General features: G+C 40.5%; 12 protein-coding genes and 1 pseudogene. 7 read left to right on the top strand and 6 right to left on the bottom strand.

Annotated features, from left to right (window positions below):
• Nucleotides 1-446: 446 nt before the first annotated feature.
• Together rhaM and LV704_RS13780 are read right to left on the bottom strand one after the other, a co-directional pair.
• On the bottom strand, nt 447-767 hold the full coding sequence (gene rhaM, locus LV704_RS13785; protein WP_163423181.1) for an L-rhamnose mutarotase: 321 nt from the start codon (nt 765-767) through the stop codon (nt 447-449).
• Entirely contained in the window at nt 764-2227 is a 1464-nt protein-coding gene (locus LV704_RS13780; protein WP_163423182.1) for a sulfatase, read from the bottom strand. The genes rhaM and LV704_RS13780 overlap by 4 nt, the downstream gene beginning before the upstream one ends.
• A 401-nt stretch (nt 2228-2628) precedes the next feature.
• On the opposite strand from LV704_RS13780, the gene LV704_RS13775 reads away from it, so the two are divergent.
• Nucleotides 2629-2937 carry a hypothetical protein gene (locus tag LV704_RS13775; RefSeq protein ID WP_163423183.1) on the top strand — a complete coding sequence of 103 codons (309 nt, stop codon included), beginning with the start codon at nt 2629-2631 and terminating at the stop codon, nt 2935-2937.
• A 51-nt stretch (nt 2938-2988) separates the two neighbouring features.
• On the top strand, nt 2989-3336 hold the full coding sequence (locus LV704_RS13770) for a hypothetical protein (protein WP_163423184.1): 348 nt from the start codon (nt 2989-2991) through the stop codon (nt 3334-3336).
• 913 nt (nt 3337-4249) lie between these two features.
• Here LV704_RS13770 and LV704_RS20060 read toward each other — a convergent pair.
• The 4 genes and pseudogenes from LV704_RS20060 to LV704_RS13755 form a co-directional block, all read right to left on the bottom strand.
• The gene (locus LV704_RS20060; protein WP_370636070.1) at nt 4250-4879 is read right to left on the bottom strand and encodes a glycosylhydrolase-like jelly roll fold domain-containing protein; all 630 of its coding nucleotides are present in this window, start codon (nt 4877-4879) and stop codon (nt 4250-4252) included.
• 45 nt (nt 4880-4924) lie between these two features.
• Nucleotides 4925-7539, bottom strand: a pseudogene (locus tag LV704_RS13765) (glycosyl hydrolase); the annotation flags it as partial.
• 105 nt (nt 7540-7644) lie between these two features.
• Nucleotides 7645-8070, bottom strand: coding sequence for a hypothetical protein (locus LV704_RS13760; protein ID WP_163423186.1), 426 nt, complete (start codon nt 8068-8070; stop codon nt 7645-7647).
• Nucleotides 8071-8463: 393 nt separating this feature from the next.
• Nucleotides 8464-9504 (bottom strand): GntR family transcriptional regulator, encoded by a 1041-nt coding sequence (locus LV704_RS13755; RefSeq protein WP_163423187.1) that lies wholly within the window; start codon nt 9502-9504, stop codon nt 8464-8466.
• A 141-nt stretch (nt 9505-9645) separates the two neighbouring features.
• Between LV704_RS13755 and LV704_RS13750 the strand changes: the two genes are divergently transcribed.
• The 5 genes from LV704_RS13750 (at nt 9646) to LV704_RS13730 (ending at nt 17089) form a co-directional block, all read left to right on the top strand.
• Nucleotides 9646-11751 (top strand): bifunctional aldolase/short-chain dehydrogenase, encoded by a 2106-nt coding sequence (locus LV704_RS13750; protein ID WP_163423188.1) that lies wholly within the window; start codon nt 9646-9648, stop codon nt 11749-11751.
• 94 nt (nt 11752-11845) lie between these two features.
• Nucleotides 11846-13126 (top strand): sugar isomerase, encoded by a 1281-nt coding sequence (locus tag LV704_RS13745; protein ID WP_163423189.1) that lies wholly within the window; start codon nt 11846-11848, stop codon nt 13124-13126.
• Entirely contained in the window at nt 13095-14507 is a 1413-nt protein-coding gene (locus LV704_RS13740) for an FGGY-family carbohydrate kinase (RefSeq protein WP_370636030.1), read from the top strand. The genes LV704_RS13745 and LV704_RS13740 overlap by 32 nt, the downstream gene beginning before the upstream one ends.
• Nucleotides 14504-15658 carry an alpha-hydroxy acid oxidase gene (locus LV704_RS13735; protein WP_163423190.1) on the top strand — a complete coding sequence of 385 codons (1155 nt, stop codon included), beginning with the start codon at nt 14504-14506 and terminating at the stop codon, nt 15656-15658. The genes LV704_RS13740 and LV704_RS13735 overlap by 4 nt, the downstream gene beginning before the upstream one ends.
• A 9-nt stretch (nt 15659-15667) precedes the next feature.
• Nucleotides 15668-17089, top strand: coding sequence for a cytosine permease (locus LV704_RS13730; protein ID WP_163423191.1), 1422 nt, complete (start codon nt 15668-15670; stop codon nt 17087-17089).
• Nucleotides 17090-17169: the final 80 nt, after the last annotated feature.

Genomic DNA, 17169 nt, shown 5'->3' with positions numbered 1-17169 from the left:
AAATGATTAGTATAAATATTGATGTCTATTCAAATTGATTAAGTTTATCTGAAAATTCCACTTTTTTAAGTAGTTTTCGACATATTCGGGGGTGGGGGGTATAGCAAGTTGCGGAAACAACGTGGCATGATGGTTTATTCGCATACCCATCCATGCTAACACACTTACGGCAAATACAAACTTGACTTAAAATCCAGGATATTAATGATAGCCAATAGTTGCTAAGGTGATTCTTATAATATTTCTAATTCAAGATTATAAGTACCATCCTCTAGGTGTCATAATATGGTTAGAGGGTTATTTCTTTCAGGCAGGTCCTTTTCTAAGAGTTGGAATACTAACATATATCTAAAAAAAATTGATATCTATTCATAAATATGTAAAATCAAAATATAACCGCATCCTGGCAAAGATTTAACTTCGGTGATCAATTAGGGTTGTTTTTCCTACTCCATATAAAAAAGTTCCTTTAGTGGTATTGACTTTGGAGAATTGTCCTGATTGGTCTCCATAATGTCCGCCATATACTCCCACCATTTTCGTACAATAGGGTTGTTTCCTAAATCTTGTGAGTTGGTATCCCCTATCACCTGTTGATAAGCAAACAGAGTCTGAGTTTCCTCATCAAGGAATATGGAAAATTGACCGACACCTTGTTTTCTTAACAGCTTTAGCATTTCGGGACAAATCTGGTTATGACGCCTATGATATTCTTCTACCATCCCAGGCTTTAAAAACATTTTAAATGCTATGCGCTTAGTTTTCATTGTTTACTAGCTTCAGTAGCTTTAAAGGATAGATGACCGGTTGAGCCTGAGCCCAAAATAGGGTGACGTTCTTTTGGAATTTGCGCTCGATGCGAACTTATTAATTTTTGATAATTTTCATTCGCTATCTGATTGTACCACTCATTAGGGTCATTTTGATGGTCATAAAACTCCTCAGTTCCATCATTATATTGGATGAAACGATAATGTTCAGAAACAATCGCATAATTCCCTGGACCAAAGCTCGTTCTAGCGTACTTAGGCCAATCTGATTGAGGGTTGCGCAGCAATGGCAGTAACGAATTTCCTTCTAGGCGTGAATCTTCTTTAAGCCCAGTAAGTTCTAAAAGGGTAGGGTAAATATCAAGAAGCTGCGCCGGTTTACCACACCTGCCTCCCTTTTGTATTCCTGGGCCTGCTATAATCAATGGTACCCTGGCTCCATCCTCCCATAGACTTCGCTTTGCAAAACGCTCTTTTTCTCCTAAATGAAATCCATGGTCACTATAGAGCACTACAATAGTATTGTCTTTATATTCACTTGCTTGGAGCGCATTGAGGACCTTACCTACCTGATAATCTACAAAACTCACACAAGCAAGATACGATTGCACCAGAGGTTTCCATTCGTCATTTTCTACGACCCATTCAAAGTCTGGGTGGACGTGTTCAAGCCTCGTAATGTTTTTTCCATATGTAGAAATATCTTCTAAATCTGTGGTTAAATGATTTGGTAACTGAACACTATCTATCGGATATAGATCAAACCACTTTTGAGGCACATATTGTGGTACGTGAGGGCGATAAAACCCCACACCAAGCCAAAAGGCACTATCCCGTTTCTTCTCAAGTTGTTCTTTGGTCCAATTTGCGATTAGATGGTCTGGCATTTTTTCATCATCCTCAGGAAATACACCCCAGTCCCAAAGTGGATGACCTGGAAAAGTGGTAAGTTTTTCTGTTGGAAATGGGCCAAAACCACCAAAATCGCCCGCATAGTTGGGCACATGTCTCTCATTGATTCCTGGTGCATTGTGAAAAAGTTTCCCTGCTCCGGAAACATGGTATCCTTCTTCCAGAAATCGCTGTGGCATCAGCCGATTTTTAATAGCTACTTCAGATGCCGGAATATCTGGGTCAAGGAAATATATACCGGTTGTGCTCGGATACAATGAAGTCATCATACTGGCACGAGAGGGGTTGCATACCGGAGCTTGGCATAGGGCATTGGTAAAGGTCACGCCCATAGCTGCCAAACGATCAATATTAGGCGTTTTAGCCTGCGGATGTCCTTCTAACACTCCAATCCAGTCGTTTAGGTCATCAATGGCAATGAGCAACACATTTGGAGGTCGTAGTTTATTTTTTTGAGGTTCTGGTCTAAGCTGACAGCTCGCCAAAATTCCAGTAAAGACAATTATAAAAGCCCAACTAGTAACATTTTTGAAATAGTTTTTCATGCAACAATAATGGTATAAGTTAAAGTAGAAGTTGCCCCGTGGACCATGTTTATTAGTTGCTCTGATTACCAATATTAACAACTTGAACCCGTGTATAAAGCGAAATTATAATTACGGAAAAATTTAGCTAAGCAATAATACATTTCATAAAACGGGCCTTAAGTACAACAATGAAATTAAATAACAAAATGGTTCAACCCGTCCTGCTCTGTCCTGTGTTTATGAGGTTTTCAAGAAACCAAATAATTAAGTTTCCAAATACGCTAACCAACTAGCAGTCACATTTTTTAAGTTTCTTCAGTTTCATGTCTTAATCTGCTACTTAAGTTAGTGTACATGATGCTACAAGATGGACCTATACATGGATACGGCCATGTTTAAAAGTTAAGTATTTCAATCTTATGTCAAAAGTGCTGTTTCCCCTTTTGATTTTGACCATTGGGTGTAGTTCATCATTCGACTACCCATTGGGAGCCTACAACCTGCGAATGGATGGGATGTCACCATCACAGCAGGTGAATTTTCTCGATAGTCTTGGATTCAATAGTCTCTTCATACGGATGCAAAATGCCAAAGATGTAGTCCGTTTCGACGAATACTATCAGTCCTCTCAAAAAACTGAAGGCTTCAAAATTGAATCGATTTATTTTGCCACAAGGCATATAAACGACCGGAAACACCCAAAGTCGAATATTGGAAAAAAGTCATAGACCAGTTGGAGGGAAAGAGTATTAGTTTCAATCCCATCGTATGGGAATCGGATGCATCCGAAACTAATGAAAATAGTAAAGTCCGTTCATGCCTATGCTACTGAAAAGAAGGTGCGTTTTATGATGTATCCGAATTATCGGTCTAGCTTGGCAGATACAGAAGAGGCAGTCGCATTAATAAAAGTGTTTGGATCTCCACCGAACATGAACATCTCTTTCCATGTATGTCATATACTAAAAGCGGGGAATCATGATTGCCTAGGTCAGGTATTTCTTCAAACTAAAAATTATGCTGGATTAGTGTTCATCAGTGGGGCTGATTCAGTAGTAGCTACTCCACTTTACGAAATCCCTCATGACTGGAGTAATCAATACAGCCACTTAAAGGCAGTCAATTGAATTTACAACCATTTGCAGACGTACTAAAAAAGGAAAAATACTGAGGCCTGCCATCTTGGTTACTTACAAGTATTCTTTTACACTGCTATCTCGATAAGCCACTTCTTGGGCAAATAGCGCATGATTTGGAATAGAAAGCATCTAAACCGAAAATGCGTAAGGGATTTTTTAAGTCAATTACATATTTCATCTAATACGAATAGTTAGCGTTTTTACTTATTTAGTAGCGGTATCTCCAGTCTTTCATAGCAGTTATCCAGTCAATTCCGAGACGCTCTATTTCGGATACTGCCTTTACCTTACTCCCTACCAGCTCTCAATACCGATGATCTCTTTGTATTGATCAAACACCTCATTTTCATTGAGTCAATCAGCGGCTTGAAAAACATACCATACAGGTTTCTTTTCCCCCGGCTTGTCTTTATCATCTGGAACCTTCGCAAGCCTATTCTTAATCCACCCTCTTTTCAATGATCAAACCTATTATGCCACTGAAATCCATCTATCCGTCAAGCTCTTTCATCTCGTAATAAGCGCAGCAAAGCTAGTCTCTTGTTCAAAAAGGTCCTGTTCACTATAAGTTATAGAGCTGGTTCTGAACCTGATCATTTTATTGTATTTGGTATCCTCTTCGGGTCGGAAAAAAATCTGAAAATAGTTCAAATCCTTAAGACCGAAATACTCAAAAGATAAGATATCTTCACCCGACAAAAGTGCATTTGACAGTCATTGGATAATAGGAGCAAGGGTCTTTACCTTGGGTATGTAACTGATAGTACCCATCCTTCTCTCTTATTTCAAGTTCATTGTATTCAACTAAGCTAAGTGAGAGATTGGTTTGAACTTGGATAATATCGTGACATAGAAGAGATAGAAGTATTACAATTCGTTTCTTTTTCATTTTCCAGAAAATCTATTCAGGTATAGTGCCCAAACTTACCGGGCCAAACAGACCTGAGGGCTGTAGTTCACTTTCACTGGTGTATGTATTGTGCGGTGCCCAGGTTGGTTGCTCTTCTTTCGGCATTCCGGCATCACCAATCAGTCGGTTCATCCAGTTGTTGATTACCTCAATTTTCAATTCATTCGTTCCTAATCGGACAAGGTCTGTGACATCTAACTTATAAGGTGCCGTCCACACCCCTCCTGCTATCTGGCCATTGACAAAAACCCGTGCTATGGCAGTCAGTTTCCCCAAGTCAAGTATCATCCGCTCACCATCTTTCAACTCATCAAGCTCAAAAGGTTTAGTATAGGTAGCTTGGCCGGAGTAATATTTGATATTTTCATCTTCCGAAGTTGTCCAATCAATCAGCTTATCAAATGTTACCGGCGCTTCCGGTCCTCTTTGGGCAGGATTGAATTGAACTGTCCAGTTTTCGTTTAAATCCACTACCAATTGCGCTTTTGGAAAGTTTAACAATTCATCACTACCTGGTCCTTGGTCAGCATCTTGGGTAAAGACAACGAAAACACTTTCGTAGGGGGCCAACTTCAATGGAACGGCCGTTACTTCTCCTTTTTGTTCATATGCCGGAAGCATCCGTGCATCTCCTGTAGTAGCCAGCCAAAGCTCTGGTTGTTTGCCCGTAATTCGAAAGTCAGCTGTAAACGTTTGCTCCTGATTGGTTTGGTTAGAAAGGAAATAGATATCAGTATCGAGCAGCTTACGATGACCGTAATGAATAGCGATATCTGCCGGCACTTTACAATCCGGGATCAAACGGATATGTGACAATGCTTCTTTCATGCTCAATCCATTCATAACAATTCCTTTTCCGTAGGTACCAGTTTGGACTTGATCACCATCCACATCGCCCCAGATTTCACTAGCCAATTTCTTTACTGTTTTGTCTGCAGTTGGCTGATTCTGACCACTAGGAGAATATTCAGGCATAGGACCCAAAATCGTACCTCCGGCAGCTACCAATGATTTGATTTTCTTAAGCAACTCCGGTCGTATCGTTTTGATTTTGGGGAGTACTAGCACCTTGTACTGGATACCGTGCGGTAAAGTAAACAATCCATCTTTTACTGTCATGTCCCGCATGATTACCTCTGCGTTCATGTAATCAAATTCATAGCCTAAAGGCAATGGAGGGTCTGTAGTGCCCGTCATGATCGGAACATCCTCTCCAATAAAATAAGCCACATCTGCCACATTCTGTCCTTGCTGGAGCATGTAATTGGTTCGCTTTAAGTAGTCGGTGAAAATATCTAACTGGCTGAACCAGGTATTTTTTCGGTTGAAAGGGTTGCCAAACCATGCATTCATCCCGGGGTTTTTATCTTCATAAGGCTGGTGAATGTATACATGGAGTAAGGAGGCATTAATGCCTTCCGCAAAGAATCGGTCTCCACGAGGCTTTAACTCGGAGGGGGATCTGCTAAAGGGGTTTTTTCCAGCTGTAAAAGATTCGGCCCAGATGCGAGGCTTGTTATAGATGTGGCCTGCAGACGTAGCTGCCCTATTTTCGATATCGCCTAATGAACCTTCACTCCAAAACTCTCCAGATATTTCATCAGATTGTCCTCCGTACATCAAAAACTCTCCAGGGAAGCCCCAGTGGCCATAGTTTTCCAACCATGTGGTGAGATTATGTCTATGACTTATATCTCGCAACCCCCAACGTAATCATATGCTACCTTATCGGCAACCAACCTGCGCATGTCCCACAAAAATCTATCAGATGTTTGCTGACTTTTTATTACGACTCCTTCAAAGGTGGGTAAGAAAGGGGTGGGATCATACCCATACGTTTCCTGAAACTCATCAAGGAAACCATCCGATATATTCTGCCCTCCTTTTTCGTAACTGTCCTGCACCACTACCTTGAAACTCTTCCGGTCTTCCGGAGGCACACGCTCCAGTATTTCTCCGATGTGTCCATAAAAATGTTTCTCTGCATGGGCTTTACTCATCTTGTCCACTTCAAATCCGGTAGCTTCGGGTGAGGCGGGGTTATTTTTTACGCCAGTAGGCGTCATACCTGTGCGAAGAATAATCCAATCACCGGCAGGTACTTCCCATTTGAGCGTTCCATCTTCACTTAAATTTTGGGTTAGGTCTAATACCTTATCTGGACTCACTATCAAAGACAAATCATCTGGTTCTGACTGTACCTCCCATCTATAATCGCTCGCTTTGGGAAGTGGTGTTGGATGCATTTTTGCTAAGGATTTTTCAGCATAATTGCCCAAAACCACAGCAGAGGACAAAGTGATTTCTGACAAACCAGGATTCTTGTTGGCATTCGGGTCAGGCCAGTTATCATGCTTCAGATAGTTGAATTTAAGTCTGAAATTTTTACTCTCAATCGCCTCAAAAGTGACCTGCAAAGGCGCCAATGGTTTGAAGCCAACATTGATACTGAATTTGGTGCGGTCAATTTCAAAGGAATGATGCGAGGTGTATTGCCCATCTTCTCGCTGTACCTGAAAGTCGATGTTTGCATAAATCGGACTTTTAGGATACTGAAGTATCAGGCTTCTGGCTATAAATGACTCTTTTGCCTCAATATCTATGATGACTTCACCTATGTTTGGCAAATAGGTAGTTGTGGCCGTATCTCCATCCAGAAGATTCCCCAAATTGTCAATAGCTAGCGGTGAAGAAATGGTTGCTTTACCATTGGTTAAGATTTCACCGGCCAATTTTGGTTTGGGAAAGGCCAAGACTTTTACATCTTGAAAGGGTTCGTTAGGTTTAGGAAGAGTGCTCGAATATGTAGTCGGCCCTGAAACTTTTGTCTGAGAGGAAGCCAGGTAGCGCATGGCATTCTCTGCTTTCACCCAAGGCCCTCCTGATTGGCTCCAGCCAGGAGAGTTAAACACCCCAATTTCAATATCCAACTCAGTAGCAGTTTTCAGTGCCATATGAATGCATTCCCACCACTCCTTGCTCAACATTTTAACATTACCGTACCGTACACTTTCCAATCCAATGTTTCCAATAAAAGCCCGGTTGATGCCGGCTCCCTTCATCGCGTGAAGGTCTTTGACAATTCCCTCTTTGGAAATATTATCTGATATCCAATACCAATAAACAGCTGTTTGTATGGAGTCTGCGGGGGTAACAAAACCCTTTAGCAACTGTTTGCGATCCACTTGATGAATCCGATTATTGGTGTTAGTGCATCCGGATACTAGGATAATACAAACCGTAGTTAGAATGAACAAATATTTGAGATTTAGATAGCGCATTTGTATTGTTTAATCAAACTCTGATTTATGAGTTTTAGTTAAAAATTACTATATAACGTGAAGTAACTTCTGTTCCCAGAATACGATTCAAAAAGGAGCACGATATCAGTTAATTTTCTCCTTAATCTTACAAATCCTATCCCTCATTTCATCTAGCTCCCCTACCAACAAATAATGTTCATACTCATATTCAGAATCCTTGTAGAGGGTTACCTTCTTGATAGGTGCAACGTAAGAAGTGGAGCTACTCTCTGCTTTTCCACCAGGATTTCCTGCCATTCCTGCAAGAAAGTTTCGGGTGATGGGCGTGTAAACTGCCATTCCCCTCTTGGTACTGTCTACAAATGCCATCCAATCTTCGGTGACCATATTGCTATTATATCTTCCCCAAAAGTCATCTTCCAAATGCTTAACTTTAGGCTTGGACTTGTTTTTTGTTTCTATATGATTTTGATGCATGCACCCCCCAATCAATAAGCTTAAACAAATCGTTTCTATGATAATACCAATAATTGAATTGTATCTTATCATGCCAATTGGAAAGATTAATATTCAAGAAAACCAATTTCTCAAAGTCTAAATTTGCGCCTTTTTTTAAGCACACTGTCTCTACTAAGAATTGGCTTCGACTTTCCTGAAAGATATTGTGATAATAAAGCTCAACCATCCTGCTGCATGCTGTAATTATAACTTGTTCCCGTGAAAGATTGAAAACTTTTTCAGGTAAAACATATTTTTATATTACGCATGTAGCACCATATGATTTTATAAATACGGTGACCAGTGTTTTGGAATCGTATGTTTGGATTTAGTTTGTGCATTAGACAGGGGATGACACGGAAATTATATTCTAAGCTTTGTGAGAGACCAATACTTTTTCCTTAAATGAACTAAGCCCCTGAGCATATATTGACGAAAACTACGCTAAACTGATTGTCGATTGATGAGATTGAAATCATTCTTAACAGAGCCACCAGTATTTGACATAATCATTTGAGCTGCGACTTCGCCCATCTTGGCAAAATCGGTTGATATTACCGTAATCCCTAATAATTCTTTTAGAGGCGTGTCATTATATGAAATAACTCCAATTTCCGCTCCCATGAGAAATCCCTTTTCTTTAATCCTTTTTAACAAGTGGACTAAATCGGTTTCTTCAATAACGATAAAAAGATCTCCTTTTTTAAGAATCATTTCCTCATAAATCTCTTCATAGACTTCAAAATCCAAGTGATTGTGGGCACAAAATTTCCGAAATCCATGCAAAATACTTTTAGGGTATGGATACATTGTTTTCTCTGGGCAAACCAATACTAATTTGTTGTAATGAAGTATTTTTTCCAAACCTTCAGTTAGCGCGTTATAGATATCTTCCTCAAAATCCTGATAGACCTCAAGAAAGCAATTTTTAACAGCATCTTTATTGTTATCCAAGATTACCAACTTGTTTTGAGGAATCTCGACCAACTTACTCTTAATTTTTTCCGTTATACTAATATGGCTTAAGCTCTCTGTTTTGAAGTGGGGCATTATAACATAGTAATCATATCCTCCATAGTATTTATTCAACAGATTAATAAAAAGTTCCTCGTCACAATGATATACCTGAAGATTTATATGGGCTTCTGCACCGGCTTGTGCTCTAAATGAATTGTAAATCCTCATTTTGTAATTACTCAATTTATTGATTAAAAGGAGGATGTTGATTTTCGATATCAATGGCGTTCTATTAATAAAATAACCCTTTCCTTTTATGGAAACGATTACTTTTTGCTTTTTTAGCATGGAATATGCTTTTTCTACCGTATCCCTTGAAACATATAGCTCTTCACTGAGATTGTTAATTGAAGGTAGCCTTTGGTCCATTTTAAGATTACCTAATGATATATTCTCGATAATACTTTGGAAAATTTGCAAATATTTTGGCTTTCTTGATTTATGGTCAAATGTGATATGTTCTAACATCTTCGCTATTTTTATGATAAACTTATGTTTTCACGGGAAAAATAAAATAAATATTCCAAAGGTTATATTTCACGGTACAGTACAGGACACCAACATAAGCGACTTTGAATAAGTTAGCATTATAAATCAATAACTATTCAGATGAACACAAGTACAAGGGCTTTCAACTATGTCGATTATCTCTGGGATGATAAGAAGGTTGAAAAATTAGGCAACAACCAAGTTGAACTCTTTCTATATAGATCCAATATTTTAGGAGCTGACTTAAGAATTACCAATTATGGTGGTGGTAACACTAGCTGTAAAACAATAGAAAAAGATTCACTGACCAAAGAAGAGGTTGAAGTAATGTGGATTAAGGGGTCGGGAGGTGATATTGGCACTTTAAACAGGGCTGGGATTGCAGGACTTTATACAGACAGATTGAGAAGTTTGAAAAATGTTTACAAAGGTATCGATGATGAAGATCGCATGGTGGGACTTTTCAATCACTGTATATATGACCTTGACAGCAGAGCTCCTTCAATAGATACACCATTACATGGCTTGTTGCCCTTTAAGCATATTGACCACCTGCATCCCGATGCATTAATCGCCGTCGCCGCAGCCAAAGACAGTAAAAAAGTGACTGAAGAAATTTGGGGCGACACCATGGGGTGGGTCCCTTGGCAGCGACCAGGGTTTGATTTAGGCCTGCAATTGGAAAAGTGTTTGGAAGAAAATCCGGGAATAAGAGGAATCGTCCTCGGAAGTCATGGCCTTTTTACTTGGGCAGATACTTCATACGAATGCTACATCAACAGTCTTGAAGTTATCGAGATGGCCTCGGAATATATTGTCAAAAAAATAAAAGAAAAAGGAAGTGTTTTTGGCGGCGAGAAAGTAAAGTCACTCCAAAGCGGCGAACGAAAAGAAAAGGCCGCACTGTTGATGCCTTTATTGCGGGGACTTTGCTCTTCTGAAAAAAGGATGATAGGCCATTTTACAGATAGTGATGTCGTTTTGGAATATATAAATAGTAATGACCTAGACCGTCTTGCTCCAATGGGAACCTCATGTCCGGATCATTTTCTTAGGACAAAGATACAGCCCCTTGTGTTGAGTCTAAGTGTTGATTATGATGTTTCAGATACTGAAAAGACACTAAGGAAGTTAGAGCCTGCTTTTGAGCAATACCGCAAAGAATATGCTGAATATTATAATAACTGCAAAAGGGAGAACAGTCCTGCCATGCGTGATCCTAATCCGGTAATCATTCTATATCCAGGTGTGGGCATGTTCAGTTTTGCCAAAAACAAGCAAACTACACGGGTCGCAAGTGAGTTCTACATTAATGCCATAAACGTAATGCGTGGTGCTGAGGCAATTTCAGAATACACTTCATTACCAAGACAGGAAGCCTTTGATATTGAGTACTGGCTATTGGAGGAAGCCAAGTTACAGCGAATGCCCAAGGAAAAACCACTATCAAGAAAGGTAGCTTTGGTCACGGGAGCAGGTGGTGGTATTGGAAAAGCAATCGCGGATAAATTGGCCGAAGAAGGAGCTAATGTGGTTTTAACAGATGTTGCTGAAGACAGATTGAAAGAAGCGGTTGCGACTTACAAAAACGATGTTGCAACATACGAAATATGTGATGTTACCAGAATTGGCTCTATTAAAAATGCTTACAAGAAGGCTTGTTTAGAATTTGGTGGTGTTGATATTGTGATTCACAGTGCAGGTCTTGCTATCTCCAAACCTTTGGCCGAAACTTCTGAGTCAGACTGGGATATTTTACAGGATGTTTTGGTGAAAGGCCAATTTGAATTGGCAAAACAAGGTGTTGAGATTATGAGAAAACAAGGTCAAGGAGGTGATTTTGTTTCCATTGCCAGTAAAAATGGATTGGTCGCTGGGCCTAACAATGTTGGGTATGGTACAGCAAAAGCTGCACAACAACATATGGTTCGCTTATTGGCATCCGAGTTGGCTTCAGACAAGATAAGGGTAAACACTGTTAATCCGGACGGGGTGATTGTGGGCAGCAAAATCTGGGAAGGCGAATGGGCCGAAGGCAGGGCCAAAGCCCATGGCATCAAAGTTGAAGACCTTCCCGCACATTACGCTAGCAGAAATCTATTGAATGAGATTATTTATCCCGAAGACATAGCAAATGGTGTATTTGCTTTGGTGGGTTTACTTGATAAATCTACTGGCAATATTATCAATGTTGATGGCGGTATGGCCAATGCCTTTGTCAGGTAGCAAAAAAGTAAGTTTTGTTAATTTGAGTTAGTTTTTGAAATCCGTGGGGTCGTTTTAAGCGACCCATGGATTTCCTACCACAAAACGACAACATATGAAAATTAAAAAAGAGATACTGAACAGCCACAATAAAGAAGGTCTTCTGGAACAGGAAAGTGATTTTCTTAGGCTGGCCGAAAAGCTTACCAAAAAAGGAATCGATGTAATGGACCTGCTGAAGAGATTACAGGATTTTCAAGTGGCCGTCCCCAGTTGGGCTCTAGGTGCTGGAGGTACCCGTTTTGGAAGATTTGGTTTCCATGGAGAACCCTCCAACTTAGAGGAAAAAATTGATGATATTGGGATTCTGCATGCCTTGACAAAAACAGCTGGGGCCATTTCGTTGCATATCCCGTGGGATATACCAAAGGACTATGACGCCATAAAAGAAAAAGCTACTGGTCATGGTATTATCTTCGACGCGGTGAACTCCAATACTTTTCAAGATCAGCCCGATACCAAATTAAGTTATCGCAACGGCTCGCTCAGCAGTTCAGATGAAAAGGTGAGGCAGATGGCCATCGAGCACAATTCCGAAGTGATAGATATTGGTGAAAAATTAGGTTCGAAGAGTTTGACCGTATGGCTGGCCGATGGTACCAATTTTCCGGGACAACGTGATTTTCAAAACTCGCTTCTCAACACTGAGGACAGTTTAAGGAAGATTTATGGCCACATGCCCGAAGATTGGAAATTCTTCATCGAGTATAAACCCTATGAGCCCAATTTCTATAGCACCGTGATTCAAGATTGGGGCACTTCGATGATGTTGGCAAATTCATGTGGGGAAAGGGCCTATACCCTTGTCGACCTGGGGCACCATCTTCCCAATACAAATATCGAACAAATCGTGGCGACCTTGATGATGAAGGGTAAATTAGGTGGATTTCATTTTAATGACAGCAAATATGGAGACGATGACCTGACGGTCGGTAGCATAAAACCTTACAGCTTGTTTTTGATTTTCAATGAATTGGTCAACGGAATTAAAAGAAATAAACAAAATCCTGAATTGGCATGGATGATCGATGCAAGCCACAATATAAAAGATCCCTTAGAAGATTTGCTGCAATCGTTGGAAGCTATACAGGAATCTTATGCGAAAGCGATGCTTATTGATCAAGAAAGTCTATCAAAAGCACAATTCAATGACGATGTGGTTCAGTGCCAAGAGGTACTACAAGATGCCTTTAGAACAGATGTTAGGCCTTTACTTGCAAAGGCCAGGGTTGATGTAGGGGGTGCGCTAAATCCATTAAAAGCCTATCGGGAAATGGAAATTAGAAAGAATTTAATCACAGAGCGTGGTAAACACACTGTGGCAACAGGATTATGATCGAATGGCTAAAAAGAAAGTAACCGCGGTCTTTGATATCGGTAAAACAAATAAAAAATTCTTCCTTTTCGATGAGAATTATGACGAAGTGCATCGTGAATATCGCCAGTTCGAAAATAAGTTCGATAATGAAAACCACCCTTGCGAAAATCTGGAGGAACTACGGATTTGGCTGAAAGGTATTTTTGAAACCATAACAAGCCTTGACGAATTTGACGTTCAGGCCCTGAATTTCTCCACGTATGGGGCCAGCCTAGTGCATCTGGATGAACATGGCAGCCCTTTGCTGCCCATGTACAACTATACCAAACCCCTTCCAGAAGAAGTTACCAAAAGGTTTTTTGCCAAGTACGGACCAAAAAAGAAGCTGTTGGCCACCACGGGTGCGGACAATGCGGGACTGTTAAATTCAGGAATGCAATTGTTTTGGCTCAAATACTTTAAGCCGGAAGTCTTTGAGAAAATCAAGGTTTCCCTGCACTTGCCCCAATACATCAGTTATGTTTTCACAGGAATTCCCGTTTCGGAGTATACCAGTTTGGGCTGTCACACCTTACTTTGGGACTATCAAAAAAGAGACTATCATGATTGGGTGTATCAAGAAGGGTTCCATAACATGTTGGCACCACTGGTCCCGTCGGAAACGAGTATCAATATGAATTATAACGGCAAGAGAATCAAGGTCGGTGTTGGTATTCATGATAGCTCAGCAGCCCTTTTGCCCTACATAAAGGGTGCCAAGGAAAAGTTTGTACTTGTTTCAACAGGCACCTGGAGCATAGCCTTCAATCCATTTGTTGAGGGACATTTATCCGAGCGGGATGTCGAAAATGGATGTATCAACTATATGCGCATCAACGGCAAGCCCGTGATGGCATCGAGAATATTTTTGGGCAATGAATATAAACTACAAGTTGATTTTTTGAACAAACATTTTGAGACCGAAAAGGATAGGCACAAAAAGGTAAAGTTTGATTTCAATACTTTTTTTGAAATCAACAAAGATTTCGTGCACCTGTTTAAATGGAAAAGTTTTTCAGTTGAGAACATGCCAGAAGAAACAACTATTCCCTACGATACTTTTGAACATGCTTACCATCATCTGATGATGGAATTGACCCTAATACAAGTAAAGTTCATCAAAAAAGTAATGGATGAAAGGGTTATAGACAACCTTTACATTGATGGTGGTTTCAGCGATAATGACATTTACGTGAAGCTATTGGCACATTACATGAGGAATGCAAAGGTCATGACCACGGATTCTGCACTTGGATCATCGATTGGAGCTGTGATAGCCATTTCTGACCAACAATTGAATACGAAGTTTCTAAGAAAAAATTACGCACTCAAAAAACACGTACCCTTCGTAATCAAATGAATCTTATAGACCAAATAGATAGTAGATATCCGTCAACAAAAGACTTAAGGCTCCGTTCCAAAAAAAAGGTTCCGGGCTTTGCATTTGAATATCTTGATGGCGGGTGTAATGAAGACATCAATATCGTTAGGAATACAAAAGAGATTAGGGAAGTACAACTTCAACCTAGATACTTGAGAAACTATGGTGAAAGTTCATTGAAAACCTCTCTTTTTGGAATGGAGTATGATGCCCCTTTTGGAATATCACCTGTCGGTCTTCAGGGGTTGATGTGGCCCAATTCGCCGGAAATTTTGGCCAAAGCAGCATTTGAGCATAACATTCCTTTTATTTTAAGTACGGTCACTACTATGAGCATCGAACGTGCAAGTGAACTGACTGAGGGCAAGGCTTGGTTTCAATTGTATAATCCGGTAGAAGACGAAGTTAGAGATGATATCATAAATAGGGCTGAGAATGCAGGCTGCCCTGTACTGGTGCTACTATGCGATGTACCTACGTTTGGATATCGCCCAAGAGATATAAAGAACGGTTTGGCGCTGCCTCCAAAAATGTCAGTTAAAAATATCTTGCAGATTCTTGCTAAGCTTGAATGGGCATTCAAAACCTTGCGATATGGCCAACCCACTTTTGAAACGCTCAAGCCCTACACCCCGGAGGGACTGAATCTAAAGCAATTAGGGCTGTTTATGGATAAGACCTTCTCAGGGAAACTGAATCGGGAAAAAATACTCCCAATAAGAGATAAGTGGAAAGGAAAACTTGTGCTGAAAGGGGTTACATCTGAACAAGACACTAAAGATGCCATTGAAATGGGCTTTGATGGCATTATTGTTTCCAATCATGGTGGTAGACAATTGGATGCTGCAGAATCAACCATTGCCCCACTGGGTAGAATTGCCAAAAAATATAGCGATCAATTGACTGTGATGATGGACAGTGGTATACAATCTGGACCAGATATTGCAAGAAGCATCGCCAGTGGGGCCGCTTTTACATTCATGGGACGATCTTTTATGTACAGTGTGGGCGCTTTGGGTAATAAGGGTGGTAATCACGCAATTGCCATGTTCAAAAGACAGTTGGGACAGGTGATGGACCAATTGTGTTGTAAAAAAATAGAAGACCTGCCCAATCATCTTATTAAATAACCATTCACAATGACCAAGCAAACCATTGAAACTAGAGAACAGGATTCCTTTTCAGGGGAATTTGAAAGGGAACCCGTACCAAAATCAAAATTAAAAAGTTGGAAGAGTTTTCTGGGCATGTATGCCGGCGAGCATGCTGCAGGCACAGAATTTATGATTGGCCCGCTATTTTTGACTGCGGGTGTAAGTGCTTTTGATTTAATTATCGGGCTATTACTGGGTAATTTTTTAGCAGTTCTTAGCTGGCGTTTTCTAACTGCGCATATCGCCGTAAGGAAGCGGTTGACTTTATATTATCAGTTGGAGAGAATCGCTGGCAGAAAACTTGTGACATTCTATAATCTTGCCAACGGGCTGCTTTTTTGCTTTTTAGCAGGTGCCATGGTGACCGTTTCGGCTACGGCAGTGGGCGTTCCTTTCGATATGGAAATGCCAAAACTTACGGATACTGTACCCAATAGCTTAACATGGGTCATCATTGTTTTGCTGATAGGATTGGTGATTTCCATTATTGCGGCAAGGGGTTATGAAACAGTTTCAAAGGTAGCGAATTGGATGTCGCCCATAATTGTTACTGGTTTTATTGCTTGCGGAGTGGTAGCCCTCACACAATTGAATGTCAATAGTCTCGAAGATTTTTGGAATATTTGGGGGGAAGGGAATGAACCTTTTCCAGGTCAACTAAAATTTGGTTTCTGGCACGTGGTAATCTGGTCGTGGTTTGCCAATGCAGCCATGCACGTGGGCATGTCAGATTTGTCCGTTTTCCGTTACGCCAAACATGAGTCAAGCGGATGGACGACCGCTGCGGGCATGTATATAGGGCATTATATGGCGTGGATAGCTGCCGCATTACTTTATGCGGTATATCTTAAATCACCCGAAGCACAAGGCTTTTTGGGCAATGGGGAAGCACCGCCTGTAGCACCCGGACCTTTGGCTCATAATGCTATCGGTATTTTTGGAATCATCGTGGTCATCCTTGCGGGATGGACCACGGCGAATCCGACTATCTATCGTGCTGGGCTGGCGTTCCAGGCCATTATGCCAAAACTTAGTACGGCAAAGGTGACTTTCATCGCCGGAATGGTTGCTACGGCAGCTGGCCTATTTCCTGCATTTGCCATGAAATTATTAGGTTTTGTGGCACTATATGGATTTATTCTGGCTCCGTTTGGAGCAATCATTGTATTTGAGCATTTTTTTGCAAAACGTTACAATGTTATTGAAGACTATGCCAACAAAAAAAATATAGGGTTCAATAAAGCCGTATTCTGGTCTTGGGCGATAAGCTTTGGATTATTCTATTTTATATCGCTGTATTTTGATGTTTTCTTATCGTTTGTGACTCTTCCAGCATGGGTATTTTGTGGAATTCTGTTTTTGTTGCTGAGCTCATGGTATCAAAAGCGAAATATCCATCTAGGCTAAGTGGCTATCGAAAGACTCGTTACACTTGGAGAGTTCATCATTGAAAACCAAAATCCATAAAAAAGGATGGTGCCCGTTAC

It is taken from the genome of Flagellimonas sp. CMM7 (assembly GCF_021390195.1).
Lineage (GTDB): Bacteria > Bacteroidota > Bacteroidia > Flavobacteriales > Flavobacteriaceae > Flagellimonas.
The sequence above is the reverse complement of the archived record's forward strand: the minus strand, read 5'-3'. Positions and strand labels throughout refer to the sequence as shown.